24 protein-coding genes and 1 tRNA gene are annotated in these 23620 nt (G+C 65.9%); 15 read left to right on the top strand and 10 right to left on the bottom strand.

What is annotated here, in order from left to right:
* Positions 1–26 precede the first annotated feature (26 nt).
* Positions 27–803 (bottom strand): phenylalanine 4-monooxygenase, encoded by a 777-nt coding sequence (locus tag OU426_RS14070; protein ID WP_267634663.1) that lies wholly within the window; start codon positions 801–803, stop codon positions 27–29.
* 115 nt (positions 804–918) lie between these two features.
* Here OU426_RS14070 and OU426_RS14065 point away from each other — a divergent pair, with 115 nt between their 5' ends.
* Both OU426_RS14065 and OU426_RS14060 read left to right on the top strand, forming a co-directional pair.
* Positions 919–1380, top strand: a complete 462-nt coding sequence (locus OU426_RS14065; protein ID WP_267634662.1) for an Lrp/AsnC family transcriptional regulator — start codon at positions 919–921, stop codon at positions 1378–1380.
* Positions 1381–1439: 59 nt separating this feature from the next.
* Complete coding sequence (locus OU426_RS14060; protein ID WP_267634661.1) at positions 1440–2996, top strand: phospholipase D-like domain-containing protein; 1557 nt, start codon at positions 1440–1442, stop codon at positions 2994–2996.
* Between the two features lie 22 nt (positions 2997–3018).
* Here OU426_RS14060 and OU426_RS14055 read toward each other — a convergent pair whose 3' ends face one another.
* Positions 3019–3228, bottom strand: a complete 210-nt coding sequence (locus OU426_RS14055; protein ID WP_267634660.1) for a SlyX family protein — start codon at positions 3226–3228, stop codon at positions 3019–3021.
* A gap of 106 nt (positions 3229–3334) precedes the next feature.
* On the opposite strand from OU426_RS14055, the gene hisS reads away from it, so the two are divergent.
* From hisS to hisG, 3 genes are read left to right on the top strand one after another with little or no spacing between them, the layout of a single operon-like run.
* Positions 3335–4825 carry a histidine--tRNA ligase gene (gene hisS / locus OU426_RS14050; protein WP_267634659.1) on the top strand — a complete coding sequence of 497 codons (1491 nt, stop codon included), beginning with the start codon at positions 3335–3337 and terminating at the stop codon, positions 4823–4825.
* Positions 4825–5901: an ATP phosphoribosyltransferase regulatory subunit gene (locus OU426_RS14045; RefSeq protein ID WP_267634658.1), complete on the top strand. Its 1077-nt coding sequence runs from the start codon at positions 4825–4827 to the stop codon at positions 5899–5901. Before hisS ends, OU426_RS14045 begins: the two co-directional genes overlap by 1 nt.
* Positions 5898–6605, top strand: coding sequence for an ATP phosphoribosyltransferase (gene hisG / locus OU426_RS14040; RefSeq protein ID WP_267634657.1), 708 nt, complete (start codon positions 5898–5900; stop codon positions 6603–6605). The genes OU426_RS14045 and hisG overlap by 4 nt, the downstream gene beginning before the upstream one ends.
* Here the strand turns inward: hisG and OU426_RS14035 are convergent.
* The 3 genes from OU426_RS14035 to OU426_RS14025 all read right to left on the bottom strand — a co-directional run bounded on the left by OU426_RS14035 (position 6602) and on the right by OU426_RS14025 (position 9051).
* A complete protein-coding gene (locus tag OU426_RS14035) occupies positions 6602–7465 on the bottom strand; it encodes a DMT family transporter (protein ID WP_267634656.1) in 864 nt (287 codons plus the stop codon). The genes hisG and OU426_RS14035 overlap by 4 nt on opposite strands.
* Positions 7462–7899 (bottom strand): DUF1489 family protein, encoded by a 438-nt coding sequence (locus OU426_RS14030; protein ID WP_267634655.1) that lies wholly within the window; start codon positions 7897–7899, stop codon positions 7462–7464. Before OU426_RS14030 ends, OU426_RS14035 begins: the two co-directional genes overlap by 4 nt.
* A gap of 93 nt (positions 7900–7992) precedes the next feature.
* The gene (locus OU426_RS14025) at positions 7993–9051 is read right to left on the bottom strand and encodes an MBL fold metallo-hydrolase (protein WP_267634654.1); all 1059 of its coding nucleotides are present in this window, start codon (positions 9049–9051) and stop codon (positions 7993–7995) included.
* 104 nt (positions 9052–9155) lie between these two features.
* Between OU426_RS14025 and OU426_RS14020 the strand changes: the two genes are divergently transcribed.
* From OU426_RS14020 to tgt, 4 genes are all read left to right on the top strand, one after another.
* Positions 9156–9752 carry a TetR/AcrR family transcriptional regulator gene (locus tag OU426_RS14020; protein ID WP_267634653.1) on the top strand — a complete coding sequence of 199 codons (597 nt, stop codon included), beginning with the start codon at positions 9156–9158 and terminating at the stop codon, positions 9750–9752.
* A gap of 122 nt (positions 9753–9874) precedes the next feature.
* The gene (locus OU426_RS14015; RefSeq protein ID WP_267634652.1) at positions 9875–12151 is read left to right on the top strand and encodes an adenosylcobalamin-dependent ribonucleoside-diphosphate reductase; all 2277 of its coding nucleotides are present in this window, start codon (positions 9875–9877) and stop codon (positions 12149–12151) included.
* A 243-nt stretch (positions 12152–12394) separates the two neighbouring features.
* The gene (locus tag OU426_RS14010; protein WP_267634651.1) at positions 12395–12871 is read left to right on the top strand and encodes a YHS domain-containing (seleno)protein; all 477 of its coding nucleotides are present in this window, start codon (positions 12395–12397) and stop codon (positions 12869–12871) included.
* An 82-nt stretch (positions 12872–12953) separates the two neighbouring features.
* On the top strand, positions 12954–14084 hold the full coding sequence (gene tgt / locus OU426_RS14005) for a tRNA guanosine(34) transglycosylase Tgt (protein ID WP_267634650.1): 1131 nt from the start codon (positions 12954–12956) through the stop codon (positions 14082–14084).
* Positions 14085–14086: 2 nt separating this feature from the next.
* On the opposite strand, the gene OU426_RS14000 is transcribed toward tgt, so the two are convergent.
* A complete protein-coding gene (locus tag OU426_RS14000; protein WP_267634649.1) occupies positions 14087–14563 on the bottom strand; it encodes an autoinducer binding domain-containing protein in 477 nt (158 codons plus the stop codon).
* 93 nt (positions 14564–14656) lie between these two features.
* Here OU426_RS14000 and OU426_RS13995 point away from each other — a divergent pair, with 93 nt between their 5' ends.
* On the top strand, positions 14657–15295 hold the full coding sequence (locus tag OU426_RS13995; RefSeq protein WP_267634648.1) for a helix-turn-helix transcriptional regulator: 639 nt from the start codon (positions 14657–14659) through the stop codon (positions 15293–15295).
* Here the strand turns inward: OU426_RS13995 and OU426_RS13990 are convergent.
* The 3 genes from OU426_RS13990 to iolC are packed head-to-tail and all read right to left on the bottom strand — an operon-like array spanning position 15288 to position 17995.
* On the bottom strand, positions 15288–16121 hold the full coding sequence (locus OU426_RS13990; protein ID WP_267634647.1) for a class II fructose-bisphosphate aldolase: 834 nt from the start codon (positions 16119–16121) through the stop codon (positions 15288–15290). The genes OU426_RS13995 and OU426_RS13990 overlap by 8 nt on opposite strands.
* Positions 16118–16960 carry a 5-deoxy-glucuronate isomerase gene (locus OU426_RS13985; RefSeq protein WP_267634646.1) on the bottom strand — a complete coding sequence of 281 codons (843 nt, stop codon included), beginning with the start codon at positions 16958–16960 and terminating at the stop codon, positions 16118–16120. Before OU426_RS13985 ends, OU426_RS13990 begins: the two co-directional genes overlap by 4 nt.
* A gap of 9 nt (positions 16961–16969) precedes the next feature.
* Positions 16970–17995 (bottom strand): 5-dehydro-2-deoxygluconokinase, encoded by a 1026-nt coding sequence (gene iolC / locus OU426_RS13980; protein ID WP_267634645.1) that lies wholly within the window; start codon positions 17993–17995, stop codon positions 16970–16972.
* 114 nt (positions 17996–18109) lie between these two features.
* On the opposite strand from iolC, the gene OU426_RS13975 reads away from it, so the two are divergent.
* Positions 18110–19225 (top strand): Gfo/Idh/MocA family protein, encoded by a 1116-nt coding sequence (locus OU426_RS13975; protein WP_267634644.1) that lies wholly within the window; start codon positions 18110–18112, stop codon positions 19223–19225.
* A 55-nt stretch (positions 19226–19280) separates the two neighbouring features.
* Positions 19281–20414 carry a Gfo/Idh/MocA family protein gene (locus OU426_RS13970; RefSeq protein ID WP_267634643.1) on the top strand — a complete coding sequence of 378 codons (1134 nt, stop codon included), beginning with the start codon at positions 19281–19283 and terminating at the stop codon, positions 20412–20414.
* A gap of 3 nt (positions 20415–20417) precedes the next feature.
* Here OU426_RS13970 and OU426_RS13965 read toward each other — a convergent pair whose 3' ends face one another.
* On the bottom strand, positions 20418–21446 hold the full coding sequence (locus OU426_RS13965) for a LacI family DNA-binding transcriptional regulator (protein WP_267634642.1): 1029 nt from the start codon (positions 21444–21446) through the stop codon (positions 20418–20420).
* A 128-nt stretch (positions 21447–21574) separates the two neighbouring features.
* On the opposite strand from OU426_RS13965, the gene OU426_RS13960 reads away from it, so the two are divergent.
* The 3 genes from OU426_RS13960 to OU426_RS13950 all read left to right on the top strand — a co-directional run bounded on the left by OU426_RS13960 (position 21575) and on the right by OU426_RS13950 (position 23408).
* Positions 21575–21650 (top strand) — tRNA-Val (locus OU426_RS13960).
* A gap of 322 nt (positions 21651–21972) precedes the next feature.
* Positions 21973–22938 carry an agmatinase gene (speB, locus tag OU426_RS13955; RefSeq protein ID WP_267634641.1) on the top strand — a complete coding sequence of 322 codons (966 nt, stop codon included), beginning with the start codon at positions 21973–21975 and terminating at the stop codon, positions 22936–22938.
* A gap of 5 nt (positions 22939–22943) precedes the next feature.
* A complete protein-coding gene (locus OU426_RS13950) occupies positions 22944–23408 on the top strand; it encodes a DUF1499 domain-containing protein (RefSeq protein WP_324289827.1) in 465 nt (154 codons plus the stop codon).
* The last annotated feature ends 212 nt before the right edge of the window (positions 23409–23620 follow it).

The following is a 23620-nucleotide window of genomic DNA, read 5'->3' as shown; positions in this document are numbered from 1 at the left end:
ATTTTTCGGCCCCGGCCGGTCGTCCGTCAGGCCGCCTTTTCAAACCGCGCAGGCAGGTCGCCCAGGCGTTTCGCCTCGTCGATCAGCGCGCCCACGTCGGCGTCGAGCGCGGCCGCGAGCTGTGCAAAGCTCTCGATCACGAAATAGACCGGCTGGACGATGTCGATCCTATAAGGTGTGCGGAATACCGTCATCAGATCAAAAGGCAGCATCTCGGCCTTGCCCGACAGCGCATGCGCCGTCTCGGATGGCGAGGAGGCGATGCCCGCGCCGTAGCCGCGCAGCCCGTCCTTGGTGGCGATCATCCCGAACTCGACCGTGAACCAGAAGAGCCGGAACATCCGCCAGCTGTAGGCCTTGCCAAGCGCCCGGGCCTCTGTGCCGAACCGTTCGATGAAGGCGGCATAGTCAGGGTCGGTCAGAAGCGGGCAGTGGCCGAAAACCTCATGGAAGATGTCCGGCTCTTCGATATAGTCCATCTCCTCGCGCCGCCGCAGGAAGGTCGCGACCGGGAATTTCTTCTGCGCCAGAAGATCGAAGAACTGCGAAGGCGGGATGATCGCGGGCACGCCCACCACGCCAGCGCCGGTCAGGGCGCCAAGCCGCGCATCCACGTCGCGCACTTGCGGCACACGATCGGCGGTCAGGTCAAGCTTGGTGACGCCCTCCAGATAGGCAGGCACCATCTTGTCCTGCAGAAAGGCGAACTGGCGGGTGAAAAGCTCGCCCCAGACCGCATCCTCCTCGGGAGAATAGGAAAAGATGCCATCCGGTCCGGCCAGTTTCGATGAATATCCCGCCACGTTCGCCTCCCGCCTTTGACGCGGGTTCATCCTGCCACGGGCGAGGGAGAAAATTCTTTCAATCCTGCCGGGTTTGTGGGATATTTTGGGAAAACTTGCCGACACAGAGGGAAATGTGGAAATTTCACCTCAAGAAATCCCGATATTGCGGGAAATACAGCGCGACGCCGCCCTGTCGCTCGCCGAGCTTTCGTCGCGCACCGGCATCGCCCAGTCAACCCTCTGGCGCAAGCTGAACGAGATGGAGGCGGCGGGCGTCATCCGTGCCCGTGTGGCGCTGCTCGATCCGGCCAAGGTGGGGGCAAAGCTCTGCGTCCTCGCCCAGATCAGCCTGATGGACCATTCCGAGGCCTGCGTCACCGGCTTCACCCAGCTTGTCCGCCGTCTGCCCGAAGTGCTCGAATGCCATTCGGTCTCAGGCCAGGCCGATTACATGCTGAAGGTCCGCTGCCGCGACGTTGAGGCCTATGAGGCCTTCATGTCGCACCACCTCCTGCGCTCGGGCTTCGTGCGCGCCGTCCAGTCGAGCTTCGTCCTGAAGGAGATCAAGGCGACGACCGCCCTGCCGCTTGGCTGAGGGAACCGGCTGGCGCTGCATGTCGTTTACCTGATGCTGAAGGGTCCTGCGGGGGAAATATGTGGTTCCTGTACTTGCCGCATCTCGTGCTATTAACGCTTGCCGGGTGGACGGCTGCCATCCTGCGCTCGGTCTTCCGGCTGCCGGGTCTTGACGGCCGGCGTCGCAGCACGGCACTGCCGCCTTTGACCGACGGTGATCTTGCGGCGAAAATCGCGGCTGCCGCTGCCGCGCACCCCGGCCTTTCGGGTATCCTGGCACTTCACTCCGGCGCCGAAGCCTTTGCCGCACGCATCCTCCTCGCCCGCGCCGCGACCCGCTCGATCGATGCACAATATTACATCTGGCAGAATGATGTGACCGGCATCCGTCTGTTGGAGGAGCTGAAAGCCGCGGCCGAACGCGGTGTTCGCGTCCGGCTTCTCGTCGACGACAACGGGACGCCAGCGCTCGATCCCGAGCTCGCGGCGCTGAATGCGCTCGCGTCCTTCGAGGTGCGGGTCTTCAACCCGCTGAACCTGCGCCGGTCGCGCCTCCTGTCCTATCTGATCGATTTCCTGCGGCTCAATCGTCGGATGCACAACAAATCCTTCACCGTAGATGGCATCGCCTCGATCATCGGCGGGCGAAATATCGGCGACATCTATTTCGCCCGCGGCGCGGGGTCGCAATATTCCGACCTCGACCTGCTGGCGGTCGGCAGCGTGGTGCCCGACGTGAGCCGCGAGTTCGACGCCTACTGGAACAGCCAGTCGTCCTATCCGCACGAGCTTTTGGTGACGCCGCCGGTCGAGGGACTGGCAGGGTTCGCGGCCCGCATGGAAGAGGTGCGCGCCGATCCCGACAATGCGGAATATTCCACCGCGGTGGCGGCGACGCCTCTGGTGCAGGCCATGTTGACCGGTCGTCTTGCCTTCGACTGGGCCGAAACCGTGCTTTACGCCGATCATCCTGCGAAGGGGCTTGGTGACGTGCCGCTCTCGCAATTGCTCGCCGGTCGGCTCACCCGGCTGGTGCGGCGCGCCGAAACCAGCATCGACCTCATGTCGGCCTATTTCGTGCCCGGCCTGCGCGGCTCGCGCCTTCTCACCAAGGCGGCCGGGCGCGGGGTGCGGGTGCGCACGCTTACGAACTCGCTCGAGGCGACCGACGTGATCCCCGTTCATGCGTCTTACACCAAATATCGCCACAGGCTGCTTCGGGGCGGGGTGCAGCTTTACGAGCTGAAGGCCGATCCCGGCTCGCACGACGTGGCGCTGCGGCTCGGACTTCTTGGCAGCAAGGCGGCGAGCCTGCATGCCAAGACCTTCGCCATTGACGGCAAGGAAGTGTTCGTGGGCTCGTTCAATTTCGACCCACGCTCGCTGCTGCTGAATTGCGAGATGGGATTTCTGGTCAAGAGCCCGCGTCTCGCCGCCGAGATGAAGGAGCGTTTCGAGCAGTCGCTGGCCAATGCTGCCTGGCGCGTGACCTGGCAGGAGGGCGAGGGGCTGAAATGGGCGGCGCGCGGCCCCGATGGCCGCCGCCGCACCCGCGCGCGCGAACCGGGCGGCACGCTGCTCAGCCGCGCCGCGCTCGCGGTGATCGGTCTCCTGCCGCTCGAATGGCTCATGTGAAGGCCCGGCCAGTCGCCGCGATCTACCAGTGCGGCGGCTTCTGGTCGGCGAGCGGGATCGTGCCGCCGCCCATTGCCTCGGCCTCAGCCGCGCGTTCCATCAGCAGCGCCGCCTGACGTTTCAGCCGCTCGATCTCCTGCGTCTGGCGGGCGACGACATCCGACAGATCCTCGACCGTGCGGGTCAGATGGGCGATGGCCTCTTCGGCCTTGTCGAGCCGTTCGCTACTCATGGGGCGGGCCTTTCTGTCAGGACGGATGGCGGCGCGGGTCAGACGGCTTGTCGCGCCCTATCCCATCCGTTACACCCGCGCGCGACGGATTGTGAAGGGCGTCTCGATGGCCAAGGACAGCAAGGAACGCCGCCCGCGCGCGGAGACGCCGAAAGGCTTCCGCGATTATTTCGGCGCGGAGGTGAGCGAACGCAAGGCGATGCTCGACAAGATCGCGGAGGTCTATCACCTTTATGGCTTCGATCCTTTGGAAACGTCGGCGGTGGAAACCGTCGAGGCTTTGGGCAAATTCCTGCCCGATGTCGACCGCCCGAATGAGGGGGTCTTCGCCTGGCAGGATGAGGACAAGGACTGGCTGGCGCTGCGCTACGACCTGACGGCGCCTCTGGCGCGGGTCGCCGCGCAGTATCGCAACGACCTGCCCACGCCTTACCGCCGCTATGCGATGGGCCCGGTCTGGCGCAACGAAAAGCCGGGGCCGGGGCGGTTTCGCCAGTTCTATCAATGCGATGCCGATACGGTCGGCACCGGATCGGTCGCGGCGGATGCCGAGATCTGCGCGATGCTCGCCGACGCGCTGGAAGCCGTCGGCATCCCCCGCGGCGACTATGTGGTGAAGGTCAACAACCGCAAGGTCCTGAACGGGGTGATGGAGGTCGCGGGCGTGCTTGACCCGTCGGACCCCGAGAAGTTCGCCCACGAGCGCGGCATCGTTCTGCGCGCCATCGACAAGATCGACCGGCTGGGGCCGGATGGCGTGCGCGCCCTTCTGGGCGAGGGCCGCAAGGATGAGAGCGGTGATTTCACCAAGGGCGCGGGGCTGTCAGTGAAACAGGCCGAGGTGGTGATGGGCTTCACCTCCGCCAAGCGCGACAGTGGCGACGCAACGGTCGCGCGCTTGCGGGAGTTGATCGGAGGTTCGGTCCTGGGAGCGGAAGGCGTCACCGAACTCGAACAGATTGCCGCTCTCCTCGCCGCCCAAGGCTACGGTCCCGACCGTATCGTCATCGATCCCGGCGTCGTGCGGGGCCTCGGCTATTACACCGGCCCGGTGTTCGAGGCAGAACTGACCTTTGAAATCCTTGACGAAAAGGGCCGCAAGCGGCAGTTCGGCTCGGTCGCGGGCGGCGGGCGCTATGATGACCTCGTGAAGCGTTTCACGGGCCAAGCGGTGCCCGCGACCGGCGTGTCGATCGGGGTGGACCGGCTTCTGGCGGCGCTCCGCGCCAAGGGGCGGACGGGTGGCGACACGACAGGGCCGGTGATCGTGACCGTGATGGACCGCGACCGGATGGCCGATTATCAGGCGATGGCGACCGAACTGCGCCGCGCAGGCATTCGCGCCGAGGTCTATCTGGGCAACCCGAAGAACTTCGGCAACCAGCTCAAGTACGCCGACAAGCGCCAAAGCCCGGTCGCGGTCATTCAGGGCACCGACGAGGCCGCGCGCGGCGTGGTGCAGGTCAAGGACCTGGTGCTTGGCGCGAAGATCGCCGCAGAAGCCTCTCACGAGGAATGGAAATCCCAGCCCGCTCAGGTCGAGGTGGCGCGGGCCGATCTCGTCGCCACCGTGCGGCAGATGCTCGGTCGCGGCTGATGGCAGAAAAGGCCGCAGCGCGGGCCGAGGCGGACCGGCTTTATGCCGCTTTCCTTGCTGCAGGCGCGATGCCGGTGGAGGCCGACATCTTGCAACCCGCCGAGGTGCTTCTGGACCTTTATGGCGAGGATATCCGGGCGCGGGCCTATGTGACGCAAGACCCGCTCCGCGGCGAGATGATGCTGCGCCCCGATTTCACCGTTCCGGTCGTGCAGATGCACATGACCCATGGCGCCGAACCCGCGCGCTATGCCTATCGGGGCGAGGTGTTCCGCAAGCAGGAACATATCAGCGAACGGAAATCGGAATATTTCCAGGTCGGGTTCGAGGTCTTCGACCGCGAGAATCCCTCGGCCGCCGATGCCGAGGTCTTTGCCCTCTTCGCGGATTTGCTGGCACCCGCCGGGCTGCGTGCCGCGACCGGAGACATGGCGATTCTGATGGCGGCGGTCCGGGGCCTGAAGACGCTCGACAGCCGCAAGGCGGCGCTCTTGCGCCATGTCTGGCGGCCCGCGCGCTTCACCCGGCTTCTGGAGCGGTTCGGCGGGCTGGTGCCGCAACCCGAAAGCCGCCAGCGCCTCCTCGAAGGCACGGGCATACTGCCCGCGCCACTCGTCGGGCTTCGCAGCGAGGCCGAGATTGCGGCGCGCATTGCCGTCATCCGCGCCGATGCTGCCGCGCCGCCGATTTCGGCTGAAGAGGTTGGGATGATCGAGGATCTGCTCAACCTGTCCGGCCCCTCGCCTGAGGCGCTGACGCGCCTGCGCGCACTCGAAACCGGCCTGCCCGCCATCGGCCCGGCCGTCGACCGGATGGAAACGCGTCTTGACGCACTCGCGAGGCGCGGGATTGCGGTCGGGGCGCTGGAATTCGAAGCCTCGCACGGGCGCACGACGCTGGAATATTATGACGGGTTCGTCTTTTCCTTCCATGCCGCCGACCCGGCGCTGCCGCCCGTCGCCTCGGGCGGGCGCTATGATGCCTTGACCGCCGTCCTCGGGCAGGGCCGTTCGATCCCCGCCGTGGGCGGCGTGATCCGGCCCGGTCTGCTGGCCGACCTCTTGGGGGCTCCGTGATGCTGAAACTCGGGGTGCCCTCCAAGGGTCGGCTGATGGAACAATGCTTCGACTGGTTCGCCACGCGCGGCGTCCGTCTCGCCCGCAGCGGGTCGGACCGGGAATATGCCGGTGCGGTGGACGGGGTTGAGGGGGTCGAACTCGTTCTTCTGTCGGCGGGCGAGATCCCGCGCGAACTGTCCGCCGGTCGGATCCATCTCGGTGTGACCGGGTCGGACCTGATCCGCGACAAGCTGGCCGACTGGTCCAGTCAGGTGGCAGAACTGGCGCCGATGGGCTTCGGCCACGCCGATCTGGTGATCGCCGTCCCCGCCGCCTGGATCGATGTCTCGACGCTTGACGATCTCGACGCGGTCGCCGCCGCCTTCCGGCAGGCGCATGGCCAGCGCCTGAGGATCGCCACCAAATATCACCGGCTGGTCAGGGACTTCCTGACCCGGCACGAGATCGCCGATTATCAGCTGGTCGACAGCCAGGGCGCGACCGAGGGCACGGTGAAGAACCTGACCGCTGAGGCGATCGCCGACATCACCTCTTCGGGCGAGACGCTCCGGGCGAACCATCTGAAGATCCTCGACGACGGCCTTGTCCATCAAAGCCAGGCGACGCTCTTCGCCGCGCGGGCGGCGGATTGGTCGGGTGTGGCCGGTCGTGCCTATCAGGCGCTCGCCGCGCGGCTTGGCACAGCGCCCCGGCCCGTCTAGCGCCGGGCCAGCGCCACGCCCGTGGCCGCAAGCGCCATGCCGAGCCATCCGGCCAAAGGCAGCGCCTCGCCTAAGAGTGGCCAGGCGAAAAGCGCCGACAGCGGCGGCACGAGGTAGAAAAGCGAGGAGACCCGCGCCACCTCGCCCGCCCGGATCATGGCGAGGAGTAGCGTCATCGAGACGAGCGAATTGCCGATCACCAGATAGAAGAGAACCGCCGCAAGCTCGCCCGTCCAGTCGGCGTGCAACCCCTCAGCAAGCACCGCGACCGGCAGGGTGAAGAGCGCGCCCACGCCATATTGGATCAGGTTCGCCGGGATCGGATGCTGCGGCGCGCCGAAGCGCTTTTCGTAAAGCGTGCCGCCGGTGATGCCGAGAAGCCCGCCGACCGCCGCGAGAAGTCCGAGCGGCGGTTCGGCGCTGATGCCCGATCGCGCGATGATCACGGTCAGCGCTCCCGCAAGGCCAAGCCCGAGGCCGAGCCAGCGCATAAGGCTCACCCTTTCGCCCACGAAACTCGGCGCTATCAGGCCTACGAGGATCGGCTGCAGGCAGACGATGATCGCCACGCCGCCCGCCGACACGCCGGACCGGAAGGCGATGTAGCACAGGCCGAAATAGGCGACCTGGATGAGAAAGCCGGTCACCGCGATATCAAGGGCGGCGCGACCGCGCGGCAGGGGCGGGCGGACGAGGGGCAGAAGCGGCAGAAGGATCGCCACGGCAAGAAGATAGCGCAGGGCGAGAAGGGTGAAGGGGCCGGAATGCCTGAGGCCGATCTTGGCCACGGAAAAGCCCGCCGACCACAGAATCAGGAAGATGACCGGCGCGGCGAGCAGCCAGACGGGCCTGCGGCTCATCTCAGCCCGATCCGCGCCAGTTCAAGCGCCAGCGGCTCGGGCAGGCTGTCGTCGCCCGTCCGTGCCGTCGGCAGATCGCGCGGGCTGTCGCCCGGCTCAAGGTAGCGCCAGCCCTGAAAGGCGCGGCGCGGCATCGGCTCGGTGCGGATCACCTCTGGGTCCATGATGATGCCGCAGCGCAGGATGCCGTCGGCGCCCTGCACCTCGTCCAGCCGCACGATCCGCTGGCGGCAGAGGACAAGTCCCTTGACCACCCAGTAGAGCGATCCGCCCGCGAGGATCTCGACATCGCGTTTCGGCCACATACGGGTCACATGGCGCCGCTCGCCGGTCGGGAAGGGCGAGGGATGGGTGCGGTGCCAGTCAAGGAGGTCCTCGACCGAGTCCGCGCCCACGCACAATTTCAGAATATTGACGAATCCAGCAGACATCATTCACCCCGTGCCGTTCTATCAGGCCCGGCCACGGGGCAAAAGTGAAACCGGCCGGGCCGCCGCCCGGCCGGTTTCTACGCGAGGGACAGGAGGTCAGAGACTCGGACCGTCCACGCGGATACTCTGCTCCATCGCCATGCACTGGTCATAGATGAAGACATCGAAACCCGACAGCTTGTCGCGCCAGGTGGGGGCAAGCTCGGCCACGCACTGCACCGTCACCCGGTCGATGAAATTGTCGAAGACCGCCCAGGGATTGGTCGTATCCTCGGCCCGCATGCCTTCGGCGATGGCGGTCGAGCCGAGCGCCTTCATCGCCGCCCCGTGCAGGTCGGTCATGAAGGCCCATTGCGCCTCGACGTCGGCCTTGGTGCCGGTGCGGCCGACATGGCCCGAGACCAGCGTCTTGAAATCGTACTTGGCGTTGATCGACCCCACGAGGTCGAAGACGCCCGGAATGTCATGGGCGATTGCCATCCGCCGCCACATCATCCAGCCGGGGAAGACCACGTCGATCAGCATCAGAGTCTGGCTGTCTGCATGCCAGATTTCGATATTGCCGGGTTCATGGTTCGGGCCGGAATAGTTCAGCTCCAACGACTGGCCGCCCGCCGTCAGGGTGAAGGGCTGGTCGATCCCGTCGAAGGTCACGGTCGGCATCGGGCGATTGGCGTCACCCGCACGGGCGAGGATGTCGGCGGTCTCCTGATGGGCGACAATTTCCATCCCCGGGTTGGTGGCGACGATCTGGGCAGCAAAGCCGATATGGTCGACATGGGCGTGGCTGTAGACCAGATGGGTGATCTTCGCGCCCGGCGCGATTTCCTCGGCGGCCTTCAGGATCTTGTCGCCGATCGGCGGCGGGGCGTCGACGACGATCAGGCCCTCGTCGGTCTTCACGATCATCATTTGATAGATGCCTTCGGTCACCATGAAGGCTCCCGCACCCAGATCGTCGATCCGGTAGCCCTTGGCAGGGTCGATATCTGCGCCTTTTCCGGCCTCAAGCACCAGGTCGTAATGGTCATTATGGACCATCGGCGGCGCGATATCCGAGGCGCCGGGGTAGGGGGTGAGTTCCTGCGTGAGGGCAGGGGAAGCGGCCAGCGATGCAGACAGCATCAGCCAGCCCGCGAAAGTGCGGGTGCGCATGGGAAGGTCCTTTCAGAGGGGGCGCCGAATCCGGTGGCGGCTGGCGCGGATTTAGTGTAGTGGTCGATACAGAATTCGGATTCGGCCCGCAAGAGGTTTTTTTAGTGACCGATACAGAAAAGGTGAAACGCTCCGGCCGCCCGCGCGCCTTCGACCCGGAGGCGGGCGTGGCCGCCGCCACGCGGCTCTTCTGGGAAAAGGGTTATGACGCGGTGGGCGTGGCCGAGCTTGCCCAGACCATCGGGATCAATCCGCCCAGCCTCTATGCCGCCTACGGCAGCAAGCGAGAGCTCTTCGCCCGCGCCGTCGCGCATTACGCGGGGACGCAGGGGCGGTTCTTCGCGCGGCTGGACGCGGATGGGCCCGCCTACGAGACGCTGATCTCCGTTCTTGAGGACGCCGCGCGCGCGGGCACCGGCGACGCGACGGCGCGGGGCTGTCTGGTGCTGGACGGCACGCGCAACTGCACCGATTCCGGCGCGCGGGCGCTGACCGCCGAGGTGCGCGCCGGTCTGAGGGAGAAGGCCCATGCCCTCATCGCCCGCGACCGGCCGGAGGTCGCCGATAGCGCTGCGGATTATTTCATGTTCGTGCTGACGGCCATTTCCGGTTCGGCCATCGACGGCGTGCCGCTCGACCGGCTGATGCAGGATATCGCGCTTGCCGGTCAGGGGTTGGGCGCGATGCTCGGGCGGGGCTGAGACCTACCACATCTCGCGTGACGGAGACGCCGGGCCGCATTCGGCTGTTGATTGACCCGGCCGTCGGGCGTAGGGTGGTTGTCCTTCCCGAAACACCTGACAAAGCCTGCCGAGGACCTTCCATGACCGCTTTTTCCGCCCCGATCGCCGAAGCCATCTGGGACATGAAATACCGGCTTAAAGAGGCTGACGGCACGCCCATCGACGGCACCGTCGAGGACAGCTGGCGGCGGATCGCGCGCGCGCTCGCCTCGGTCGAGAAAGAGCCTGCGAAGTGGGAGGACCGGTTCTACCACGCGCTGGAAGGCTTCAAATACCTGCCCGCCGGCCGGATCACCGCAGGCGCGGGCACCGGGCGCAATGTCACGCTCTTCAACTGTTTCGTCATGGGCACGATCCCCGACAGCATGGGCGGCATCTTCGACGGGCTGAAGGAAGCGGCGCTGACCATGCAGCAGGGCGGCGGCATCGGCTACGATTTCTCGACCATCCGCCCGCGCGGGGCGGAAGTGAAGGGCGTCGCCGCCGACGCCTCGGGCCCCTTGAGCTTCATGGATGTCTGGGACGCGATGTGCCGTACCATCATGTCGGCCGGTTCGCGCCGGGGCGCGATGATGGCCACCATGCGCTGCGACCATCCCGATATCGAGGCCTTCATCGAGGCCAAGCAGGATGCGGCGCGTCTGCGGATGTTCAACCTTTCCGTCCTCGTCACCGACCCGTTCATGGCCGCGGTCAAGGCGGGCGGCACCTGGGACCTGACCTTCGAGGGCCGCACCTACAAGACGGTCGAGGCGCCGGCGCTCTGGGACAAGATCATGCGGGCGACCTATGACTATGCCGAACCGGGCGTGATCTTCATCGACCGCATCAACCGGATGAACAACCTTTCCTATGCCGAGGAAATCGCAGCGACAAATCCCTGCGGCGAACAACCGTTGCCGCCGTACGGCGCCTGCCTCCTCGGCTCCATCAACCTCGCCCGGCTGGTCAAGGACCCGTTCGGCAAGAAGGCCGCGCTCGACCTCTCGGCGCTTGACGATCTCGTCCGGGTCGCAGTCCGGATGATGGACAATACCGTCGATGCCTCGCGCTTCCCGCTGCCCCAGCAGGAGGCCGAAGCCCGCGCCAAGCGGCGGATCGGGCTGGGTGTCACGGGGCTGGCGGATGCCCTGCTGATGGTCGGGCTGCGCTATGGATCGGAAGAGGCGGCACAGGCCTGCGAGGACTGGATGCATGCGATTGCGCGGGCCTCCTACCTCGCCTCGGTCGATCTCGCGAAGGAAAAGGGCGCCTTCCCGCTGTTCGACGCCGAGAAATACCTTGCCACCGGCAACATGCAGCAGATGGACAACGACGTAAGGGACGCAATCCGCGTCCACGGCATCCGCAACGCACTTCTCACCTCGATCGCGCCGACCGGCACGATCAGCCTTTACGCGGGCAATGTCTCGTCGGGGATCGAACCGGTCTTCGCCTATGCCTACAAGCGCAAGGTCCTGCAGAAGGACGGCAGCCGCACCGAGGAAGAGGTGGTCGATTACGCCGTCCATCTCTGGCGCGAGAAGTTCGGCGACAAGGCTCTGCCCGACCATTTCGTCAATGCCCAGACCCTGCCGCCGCTCGACCATGTCCGCATGCAGGCGGCGGCGCAGAAATGGATCGATTCGTCGATCTCGAAGACCATCAACTGCCCCGAGGACATCTCCTTCGACGCTTTCAAGGATGTCTATATGGCCGCCTGGGATCAGGGCTGCAAAGGCTGCACCACCTACCGCCCGAATGCGGTGACAGGCTCGGTCCTGACGGTTTCGGAAAGTTCCGAGAAGGCGCCCGAGGCCGACATGGGCGCCGCGATGGGCGGCGAGGTCGTCTATCTTTCCGAACCCTTGGACCGGCCGCAGGCGCTGGAAGGCGCGACCTACAAGCTGAAATGGCCCGACAGCGAGCACGCGATATACATCACCATCAACGACATCATCCAGTCCGGCCACCGCCGTCCGTTCGAAGTGTTCATCAACTCGAAGAACATGGAACATTACGCCTGGACGGTGGCGCTGACCCGGATGATCTCGGCGGTCTTCCGGCGCGGCGGCGATGTGTCTTTCGTGGTCGAGGAGCTGAAGGCGGTCTTCGACCCGCGCGGCGGCGCCTGGATGGAAGGGCGCTACATCCCCTCGATCCTCGCTGCCATCGGGGGCGTGATCGAACGCCACATGATCGCGATCGGCTTCCTGAAGGGCGAGGGGATGGGCCTGAAGACCGATCCCAAAGCGCAAGTCGTGGCGGTGGGCGAAGGCCCACGCGGGCCTGCCTGCCCGTCGTGCGGCCAGTTCGGCATGATCAAGTCCGAAGGCTGCATGACCTGCCCGTCCTGCGGCCATTCTAAATGCGGCTAGGCCCGAGACCGCAAGAGTCACGTTAATGTGCATCACGGGGCCGCCGAAAGGCGGCCTCTCTTTTATGTTCCTCATGAATTTCAGTGCCTTGCGAGGCGGCATGTGCGCAGCGGCACAGCGGCCCGCCTTTCACCGCACCAAGCTCACGTCAACTCACACGGCCTCACCGCGACCTGATTTCCGGAAGGCGCGGGCCGGCTGCTAAGTCCCCAGTCATTCGAAGCAGTCTTGAAAGGAGTTCACATGTCCCCGTTCATTCGCAAGCTGGCGCTCGCCCCGGCGCTGGCGCTTACATTGGCCACCGCGGCCCTTGCCGGTGAGTATGATATCAACGTCACCTCGACCGGCCTCGCGCTGCGCGGCTATGATCCGGTCAGCTATTTCACCGACGGCGCGCCGCAGCCCGGCGCCTATGATCTGACCGCCGACTACGAAGGCGCGACCTACCGGTTCGCGAGCCAGGAACATCTTGAGATGTTCAAGGCCGATCCGGCGAAATACGCCCCGCAGTTCGGCGGCTATTGCGCCTTCGGCACCGCCTTCGGCAAGAAATTCGACGGCGACCCCGAGGTCTGGAAGATCGTCGATGGCAAGCTCTACCTGAACCTCGCGCGGCCGGTGGCCGAGAAATGGGTGGCCGATCAGGCCTATTTCATCACCGAGGCAAACGGCCAGTGGAGCACGATCAAGGACAAGCCCGCGGCTGAAATCAATAACTGACGAAGGACCGGCGGCGGCCTTAGGGTCGCCGCCGCACCAACGGACGCTGGAATCCGCCCGGGCCTTGCGCTAAGGGCCGCCCATGACCCAGCGATTTTCTTTCACCCTGACTGCCACTGACGGCAAGGCCCGGACCGGCGTGATCTCCACCCCCCGGGGCGACATCCGCACTCCGGCGTTCATGCCGGTGGGCACCGCCGCGACCGTGAAGGCGATGCTGCCCGAAAGCGTGCGGGCGACGGGGGCCGACATCCTTCTTGGCAATACCTACCATCTGATGCTGCGCCCGACGGCCGAACGGATCGCGCGGCTGGGCGGCCTTCACCGGTTCATGAACTGGGCTAGGCCGATCCTGACGGACTCGGGCGGCTTTCAGGTGATGAGCCTTGCCGATCTCAGAAAGCTGACCGAAGAGGGCGTGCGGTTCAAAAGCCATATCGACGGCTCCGACCATATGCTGACGCCCGAGCGCAGCATGGAAATCCAGAAGCTTCTCGGCTCCGACATCGTGATGTGTTTCGACGAATGCCCGGCGCTGCCCGCGACGGACGAGGCGGTCGCGAAGAGCATGCGCCTTTCGATGCGCTGGGCCGAGCGCTCGCGCGACGCCTTCGGCGACCGGCCGGGGCATGCGCTCTTCGGCATCCAGCAGGGTGGCGTCACGCAGGACCTGCGCGCGGAAAGCGCCGAGGCTCTGAAGGCCATCGGCTTCGACGGCTATGCCGTCGGCGGCCTCGCGGTGGGCGAGGGGCAGGAGGCGATGTTCGGCGTCCTTGACTACGCGCCCGACATGCTGCCTGCCGACAAGCCGCGCTACCTGATGGGCGTCGGCAAGCCCGACGATATCGTCGGCGCGGTCGAACGCGGCATTGACATGATGGATTGCGTTCTGCCCTCGCGGTCCGGCCGCACCGGACAGGCCTGGACGCGCCGCGGTCAGGTCAACATCAAGAACGCCCGCCATGCCGACGATCCCCGCCCGCTGGACGAAGACTGCACCTGCCCTGCCTGTCGCAGCTATTCCCGCGCCTATCTGCACCATGTCTTCCGGTCGGGAGAGATCATCTCCTCGATGCTGCTCACCTGGCACAACCTGCATTACTTCCAGGAACTGATGGCGGGCCTGCGTGGGGCGATTGCCGAAGGACGGCTGGGCCAGTTCACCGCCGCCTTCCATGCCGCGCGCGCCGAGGGCGATATCGAACCTCTCTGACCCTAGCCGTGGGTCAGATAGATCGACATCTGCCTGAGTGTTTCGTGAATGTCGGGGCTGAGGACCAGCATGCCCAGCGTCTCGTCATGCAAGGCCTTGAAATCCTTCTGAAGCGACGCGATCTCGATATCCGACATCTCGCGGTCCGGTCGCGCGAATCCGGCGATCGAGCGTGAATTCCCGCGCACCACGGAAATCGCCACCCCGTAGCGCATGCCGTAGTCGGCAGCCTGGGTCAAAACCCCCATATCGTCCATCTCGGCAAGCGCGCTCCAGCGAATCGTGCCTTCGCTCGAAAAGCCCCAGCGCACGATCGGATCGTGAAGAAGCAGCCCGCGGGCCGAATAGATCTCGAACCATTCGCGGTCGTAGGACTGAAAGAAATAGCGTGGCGTCGTGTACTGGATATGCAGGCCGATCGCAAAGCCGCCCAAACTTTTCGCGTGCAGCCGCTTCAACAGCTCGTTCGCCTGCGTCATCGCCCCACCCACCCACGAACAATGTTTTCTTTCTTTGCCAAAATTTGCATGGCATAAGTTCATCGTACAACGCTGTTGCGGAATGCAAAAGACTTGACGAAGGAATTCATCCGGGCCGAGCGGGTCGAGGGGGGCGCGCAAGGCACAGAATTCGCGAGCCTCGCGCCGGGCGGATATTACATCGCGCTCAGGATCGGCTTCGCCTTTCCGCTGGCCGAGCATAACGCGCTGCCGACCGCCTGGATCGATCGCTATACCCAGCAAAGCTACATGGTCTTCGATCCGGTGATGCAATGGGTCTACCGCAACGCGGGCGCCGCACGGTGGAGCGAGATCGCCGTGACCGATCCGCGCGGCGTTCTGGCCGATGCCGCGCAGCACGGGCTGCGCTTCGGCGTGGCGATCAGCCTTGACGACCCCGGCCCCAAAGGCCAGCGCTCCTTCGGCAGCTTCGCGCGCGGCGATCGCGAGTTCGACGATGCCGAGATCGCAGCCCTCGCACAGAAGCTCGAATGGCTGCATGTGGCGATGGCGCCGCCGACCAACCTGACCCAGGCCGAGCTAGAGGCGCTGAGCCTCGTGAAACAGGGTTATCTGGTCAAGGAAATCGCCAACATGCTTGGCGTGTCCGAAGGGGCAGTGAAGCAGCGGCTGAAGAACGCCAAGACCAAGCTTGGGGCCAAGACTGGCAGTCAGGCGGTCTCGGCGGCCACCGGTTACGGCCTCATCTAGCCAGTTCGCGCAGGATCCGGGCCGCCTGCGCCGCCATCGGCGCTTCTGTCGGACCGAGCAGCTTCAACCGGTCGAATTCACCCGGTTGATCGTGCAGGGCCTTGCGCAGGGCGGCCCCGAAAGTCTGGCGCAGTTCGGTGCCGATGTTGAGCTTGCAGATAGGCGTCGCGCGGGCGAGGCGGGCGCGCTGATCAGGCGGCACACCGGACCCGCCGTGAATGACAAGCGGCACCGCCCCACGCGTCGCCGCCGCAATGGCACGGACCGCCGCTTCGTCGATATGGCCCCCTGGCGCCTCTTGCAGATGCACATTCCCGACCGCCACCGCCATCGCATCGACGCCGGTCTCGCGGGCAAAACGCGCGGCTTCCTCCGGATCGGTCCGGGCCGAGGCCGCACCACCCGCATAGCCGACGAACCCCACCTCGCCCTCGCAGGAGGCGCCCGCCGCATGGGCCAGCCGTGCCACCTCAGTGGTCTGGCGGATATTTTCCTCAAGCGGCAGGGTCGATCCGTCGAACATCACCGAGGTGAACCCTTCACCGATCGCTTCGCGTGCCTCCTCGACCGAACGGCCATGGTCGAGATGCAGCACCACCGGCACCGAAACGCTGTCGGCCAGATGCCGGAACATCGCCGCGATCACCGGCAGCGGCGTATGGGCCCGGCATCCGGGCCCCGCCTGCAGGATCACTGCCAGCCCCGTCTCCTCCGCCGCCATGGTGAAGGCGCGCGCATCCTCCCACCCGAGACAGACGAAGCCCGGCACCGCATGGCCGCGCTGCAATGCAGGCTGAAGGACCTCGGACAGGGTGGCACGGGTCATTTGAACTTCGCGACCATGTCCATGATGCCCGGAATGGTCTTCAGCTGGTCGGCGTGGGTCGGCTGGAAATATTGCTTCAGGCTGCGCTGGCTGAGGCCGCCGAGGATGGTGAAATAATACATCTCATATCCCGGCAGTACGCAGCAGGGGTGATAGCCCCTGTCGATAAGCACCGTCGAGCCATCCATCACGTGATAGGCGTCGCCCGGCGCATTGTCCTCGCGCTGCAGCATCTGCAGGCCAGAGCCGTGTGCCGGACGGAAACGGAAATTGTAGGTCTCGTCATGACGCGTCTCGTCTGGCAGGCGGTCGGTATCGTGCTTGTGGCTCGGAAATCCCGACCAGCCGCCGGCACCCACGGTGAAAAGCTCCGACACCAGAAGCCGCCCGACCCGGTCGTGATAGGCCGTGCCGAGGATATGCTTGATCTTGCGATGGGTCTTGGTCTCGTCCGAGCCATACTGGACACGGTCGATCTCGTCCGCCCGCACTGCGAACGGTTCCAGCACGCGGTCGTATTTCGCGCCCGCCACGAACACCTCGGCCGCGTCCGAACGGCAGACCATCTGCGCCTCCATCCCGCTCGGCACATAGACGCCCTCGGGCTCGCCGTCCCAGACATCGCGGGTCCGCTGGCCCAGATCTTCATGGCGCTGGCCGCCGACCTCGACCCGCAGGGTTCCGGTCGCAGGCACGATGCAGGTCTCATAGCCCGGCACCGCATAGGTGAAACTCTCGCCGCGTTTCAGCCGGACGATGTTGAAATAGTTCAGCGGCACCAGAGGATGATCCACATCGACGATGGGGCGGTTCTGGTTGTCATGGGGCGCGATATGCATTTTTGGGCCTCACACAGGTTCGGGCTGGCTGGCGATGAAAGCGTCGAGTTCCGTGCCGGTAGGCATGGCGGGGGCACAGCCCACCCGCGATACCACGATGGCCGCAGCGGCGGAGCCGCGCAGGACCGCGCCGCGGAGCGGCTGCCCGGCGGCAAGCGCCGCGAGAAAGCCACCCATGAAGGCATCGCCCGCACCGGTGGGCTTAAGCGCCTCTGTCCGGTAAATGCCGGTCGCAATCTCTTCGCCCCGGGCGAAGGTGACCGCGCCATGCTCGCCCCTCTTGTAGACCACGATCGCCGCGCCCTCGGCGACGAGGCCTTGCGCTTTCGCCAGCCCGTCCTCGACGCGACCGGCCAGAAGGCCGAACTCCAGATCATTGCCGACGATGATGTCGCTCAGCCGCGCGGCTTCCAGATTGACGCGGCCCGCGACCTCCCACGACCGCCAGGAATAGGGCCGGTAATCCACATCCATCACCGTGGCGATTCCCACCGCCCGTGCCCGGCGCAGCGCAGTGAGTGTGGCGGCGCGGGAACCTTCTTCGGCCAGTGCGGTCCCGGTGACGACCAGCGCGCCATAGTCCCTGAAGTCAATCGAATCGATGTCCGCCACCTCCAGCGCCAGATCGGCCGCATGATTGCGGTAGATCACCGACTGGCAGTCCTCGGCCCGCGTCTCGACCACGGCGAGCGAGGCGCGCCGCTCGCCGCCGGTCAGCCGGACATGGGCGCGGCCGATGCCGTATCGGTCAAGCTCCGCCTGACAGAAGCGGCCGACCGCATCGTCGGAAAGCCGTGTCGCCAGATCGGCTTCCGCACCCTGACGCACGAGCGCCACCGCGATATTCGCCGCCGATCCGCCGAGATGGGCGGCGAAACTGCGGGCCTCTTCGATCCGCGTGCCGGGCGGGTCGGCGTAAAGGTCCAGTCCCGCGCGGCCGAGGATCAGGAAGCGGTTGCGCGACAGGTTCTGCAGGACCGACCCTCCTGCCGCTTGCGCCTGCCCGGCCTTGAAGGATGCTGCCTGCTGCGCCACGATCCGCTGATCCTCTCTGCCCACGGGCCGCAGAATTGCGGTTGCGGGTCTCTGCGGGGGAGTATAGAAATTTTGCAACCGGTTGCAAACGCAAATCGGAACGGGAGGGCGGCAATGCCGGAGATTGGGATCGGGCTGATCGGCGGCGGCTATATGGGCAAGTCCCATGCGGTGGCCTATGCCGCGGTGGGCGCGGTCTTCGACACGCCCCTTCGGCCGAGGCTCGAAATGATCGCGGCCGGATCGCCCGCCTCGGCCGAACGCTACCGCGCCGCCTTCGGCTTCCATCGCGCCGCGCGCGACTGGCACGAGCTTGTCGCCGACCCGCGCGTTGAAGCAGTCGTCATCGCCACCCCGCAGGCGCTCCACCGCGAGATCGCCGAAGCGGCCCTTGCGCTTGGCAAGCCGGTCTTCTGCGAAAAGCCGCTCGGCGCCGCGCTCGCCGATGCCCGCGCGATGGTCGCGGCGGCAGAGGCCGCGGGCGTCGCCAACATGACCGGCTTCAATTACGTCCGCACGCCCGCCACGCAATTCGCCCGCCAACTGATTGCCGACGGCGCCATCGGTCAGGTCACCTGGTTTCGCGGCGAACATACCGAGGATTTCCTCGCCGATCCTTCGCTCCCCTCCAACTGGCGGACCAAGGGCATGGCCAACGGCACATTGGGCGACCTCGCCCCCCATATGATCAACTGCGCGCTGGCGCTGATGGGTCCGGTCGCCAGCCTCTCGGCGATGGTCGAGACGGTCCATGCGACCCGGCAGGGGGAACAGGGGCCGGAAGCGGTGACGAACGACGACCATACCCAGTTCATGTGCCGCTTCTCTGGCGGCGCAATCGGGCATCTCTATTTCAGCCGCATCGCGACCGGCCGCAAGATGGGCTATGCATATGAGATCACCGGCACGACGGGCGCCATCCGTTTCGATCAGGAAGACCAGAACGCGATCTGGCTCTACCGTGCCGAAGGGCCCGAGGCCGAGCGCGGCTTCCGCAAGATCCTGACCGGCCCCGCGCATCCCGACTACCGGAACTTCTGCGTCGGCCCCGGCCATGGCACCGGCTTTCAGGACCAGATCATCATCGAGGCACGCGATTTCCTTGCCGCGATCCATGGGGGCAGGCCGGTCTGGCCCACCTTCCGTGATGGCCTCGCGGTCTGGGAAGTCGCCGATGCAGCTGCCCGTTCTGCCGCTGCCGGGGGCACATGGGTATCGGTCGCAGGATGATCGCCGCCCCGCCACCTAATCTGACGTCAATCGCTTCTCCCGAAGGGAACCGCACATGGCAAAACTGAAATGGGGCATGATCGGCGGCGGCGAGGGCAGCCAGATCGGGCCGGCTCACCGTCTGGGCGCGCTGGCCGACGGCCACTTCGAGCTTGTGGCGGGTGCGCTCGATCACCGGCCGGAGGCGGGCCGCGCCTATGCCCGCCAGTTGGGCGTCGCACCAGAGCGTGCCTACGGCGACTGGAAGGAAATGCTGGCGGGCGAGCGCGACCGCCCCGACAGGCTCGATCTGGTGACGATCGCCACCCCGAACGCCACCCATTACGAAATATCCAAGGCCTTCCTCGAAGCCGGGATCAATGTCCTGTGCGAAAAGCCGATGACCGTGACGGTCGCGGAGGGCGAGGATCTGGTGAAGACCGCCGCCCGCACAGGCAGGATCTGCGCAGTCAATTATTGCTATTCGGCCTATCCGATGGTGCGTCAGGCCCGCGCCATGGTCCGCGCGGGCGAGATCGGCCGGGTCAGGCTGGTGGTCACGAGCTTCAGCCATGGCCATCATGGCGATGCGACAGACGCCGACAATCCGCGCGTGCGCTGGCGGTATGATCCGGCGATGGCGGGCGTCTCGGGCCAGTTCGCCGACTGCGGCATCCATGCGCTGCATATGGCGAGCTTCATCTGCGACGACGAGGTCGAGAGACTCTCGGCCGACTTTGCCTCCACCATCCCAAGCCGGGTGCTGGAAGACGATGCAATGGTGAATTTCCGCATGGGGCGCGGCACCGTAGGGCGGCTCTGGACCTCCTCGGTCGCTATCGGGCGCCAGCATGGATTCGACATCCAGGTTTTCGGCGAAACCGGTGGCTTCCGCTGGGCCTCGGAACAGCCAAACCAGCTCATCTACACCCCGGTCGGCGGGCGAACCCAGATCATCGAGAAGGGCGAGGGCGGGCTTCATGACGAGGCCAGGCGCCTCACGCGTGTCGCCATTGCCCACCCCGAAGGCTTCCCTCTCGCGGTGGCCAATATCTACTGCGACCTTGCCGACACGATCCGCGGCACCGCTCGCGACGGCCTGCCGCTCGCCGCTTCGGGCCTGCGCTCGATCGCGGCGATCCACGCCGCCGTTGCTTCGGCAAAGGCGAACGGCGCCTGGCAGGACGCGCGCCCGCCGATGTTCCGCTGAGGTTCAGGTGAGGCGCGGCAAGGTTCCGCGCTCGACGACGGAACAGTCAAAAAGCCGCGCCTCGGGCGGCAGGTCCGGTTTTTCCACCGCCCGGACCACCAGATCGATGCTCGCGGCGATGATCTCGGCAATCGGCTGACGCACCGTCGTCAGGTCGATCCCCGCCCAGCGGGCCATTTCCATGTCGTTGAGGCCAAGCACGCCCACATCCCCCGGCACCTTCAGCCCGGCGTCGGCAAGGGCGCTCAGCGCGCCGATCGACAGAACATCATCGCCGCAGAAATACCCCCCGGCGGGTGGCCCCGCCGCCAGAAGGCGCTGCATCTCGGCCCGACCTGCCTCGAAGGAATAGGCCCCGGCGAAACTGACCGTGACCCGGACCCGACCGGCCACCCCTTCAATGAACCCCGCCAGCCGGTCCTGGGTCGAGGTCGCGGCCTCCGGCCCGCCCAGAAAGCCGACATGGGCAAAGCCACAGGCCAGAAGCCGCTCTGCCGCCAGCCGCCCGGCGGCGCGGTTGTCGATGGTGACGAGATTGACCTCAGGGCTCGCTGACCAGCGCCCGAAAGACTGCACGACCGGCAGCCCCGCCTCGTGGAAGCGGCGGGCAAAGGCGGGCGGCAGGGTGGAACTCGCGAGGATCACCCCGTCGACCGAATAGCGCCGCAGCATCTGCACCGCCTCTTCCTGCGACAGATCGCCCGAGAGGTTGACCAGCAAGGGCCGCAGCCCACGGTCCTGCAAGCCACGGGTGAACTGGTCGAAGACCTCCAGAAACACCGGGTTGTGGAAATTGTTCGACACGAGCCCGATCATCTGCGTGCGGCCCGTCGTCAGCGCCGAGGCCAGCGCCGAGGGCGCATAGCCAAGCGCCTGCGCCGCCGCCTCGATCGCTGCGCGCTTCTTGGCTGACACAGAGGCGCCCGGCGTAAAGGCCCGCGACACGGCCGAGGTCGAAACCCCCGCACGCTCCGCCACCTCGCGCAACGTCACCGCCCCTTGCCGCCGCCCCGGTCCGACCGCCTCTCGCACGTGTCCTGCCCTCCGGCCCACTGGCCGAGGCTTACGCGACAAGCGCCTTTGCCGTCCAGCGGGAATGCCCCGCGCGCTTGTCCCGCACGCTTGCCCTGTCCGGAAAACCGCTGTATCAGCGCGCTCACGGGTGATTAGCTCAGTTGGTAGAGCGCCTCGTTTACACCGAGGATGTCGGGAGTTCGAGTCTCTCATCACCCACCATCTTACCCCGTTGATCCTGATAACCTATTGTCCGGACTGACAAAGGGTTGCCCCAACTGTTCCATAGGGGGAATGCGCGCGGGGGCGATCCGGCTGGATTGGTGCAGCGCGGGGCGAGGCGGGCGAATAGCCTTCCCCGTTCCGTTCGACCTCAGGGAGCGCAGGAACGGTCGTGCTCGAGGATCGGGCAGCGATTGGCGGATAATTTGATCAAACCATCACTTGACTCGGCGCGCGCGTTCGGGCCTTTTCGGCAGACCCGGATCCGCCCGTCTCCGGCCCCTTTGGCAACGACAGGGCGTCTTAGGCCTGGGGGATTTCCATGGCACTCGAAGATGCAAAGACGCAGGTTGATACTGCGTTCACCCGCAAGGACCGCAGGGGACTTGCCTTTGAAAACGCATTCGGCGGCGCGACGAGCTTTCTGCGCCGGACCTATACGAAAGATCTGAGCGGGGTCGATCTGGCCGTGACCGGCGTGCCGTTCGATCAGGCGGTGACGCACCGCACGGGTACACGGTTCGGACCCCGCGCGATCCGCGAGGCCTCCTGCCTGCAGCCCTATGACCCGCCCTTCGGCTGGCCGACCAATCCGCTCGAAGAGATGAGCATCGTCGATTACGGCGATCTGGCGTTTGATTATGCCAAGACCTCGGAATTCCCGGACACGCTGACCAACCATATCCGCACGATCCTCGCCGCAGGCGCGGGAACGGTGACGCTCGGCGGTGATCACTACATCACCTTCCCGATCCTCAGGGCCTATGCGGAGAAATTCGGTCCGCTCGGCGTCATCCATTTCGACGCCCATTCCGACCTCTGGGCCGACGACGACCTCACCCGCATCGACCATGGCACGATGATGTACAAGGCGGTGAAGACCGGGCTTGTTGACCCAAAGCGCTCAGTCCAGATCGGCATCCGCACGGTGACCGACGATTATCTGGGCGTGAATGTGATCGACGCCCGCGAGGTGCACGAAAAGGGCTGCGACTGGGTGGTGGCGAAGGCGAAAGAGATCGTGGGGGCAGGGGCGACCTATGTCACCTTCGATATCGACGCGCTCGATCCGGCCTTCGCGCCCGGAACCGGCACGCCGGTCTGGGGCGGGCTGGCAAGCTGGCAGGCGGCAGCGATGCTGCGCGATCTTGCCGGGATCAATATGGTCGGCGGCGATGTGGTCGAGGTCTCGCCACCCTATGACATCACGGGTGCTACCGCGATCGCGGGGGCGCATGTGGCCTATGAGCTGATCTGCCTCTACCACTGGGCAAAGACCCGGCGGTGAGGCGGATGTTCTATGCGCTTCTTCTGATCCTCGTCGGGGGCATGGCCTGGATCCGCCTTGCCCCCGACGATCCGGCGCGCTGGCATGTCGATCCCGGTCCTGCGATCAGCCATGGCGCGCTCACCGCCGTCCCGCCGGGGCCGGACAGCGTAATCGTCGTTCCGGGCGGCGCCCGGGCGATGATCGGCCCGCTCGAGGCGACGGGTGAGGCCGCGCTGGGCCGCCTGGACACAATCGCGATGGCGACGCCGCGCACACGACGTCTCGCCGGCAGCCCGAAAGAGGGCCGGATCACCTGGGTGACACGCTCTGCCACATTCGGCTTTCCCGATTACACAACCGCCGAAGTGCGCGTGGTGGACGGGATGATTTTCATCGACCTCTATGCCCGCCTGCGCTACGGGCGCCGGGATTTCGGCGTGAATGCCGCACGGCTGCGGGACTGGCTCTCGCGGCTGGGCGCCGATTGATCCAATAGCGGCCGCGCCAAGGGCGCGGCCAGGATATCTCTCGCGCCCCGGACAAGGTCCGGGGCACTCGGGGCGCCTCCGGCGGGAGTATTTCCGGACAGAACGAGGACAGGTGAAACGTTCTGTCCGAAAATACTCCGGGGTCGCCACCGGTTTGCCACAGGTACAAAAACCGGCGGCGACGGGCAGAGCCCCGGGGCCCTCCCCCTTGA

It is taken from the genome of Frigidibacter sp. RF13, from assembly GCF_026626305.1.
Classification (GTDB): Bacteria; Pseudomonadota; Alphaproteobacteria; order Rhodobacterales; family Rhodobacteraceae; genus TMP-24.
The sequence above is the reverse complement of the archived record's forward strand: the minus strand, read 5'-3'. Positions and strand labels throughout refer to the sequence as shown.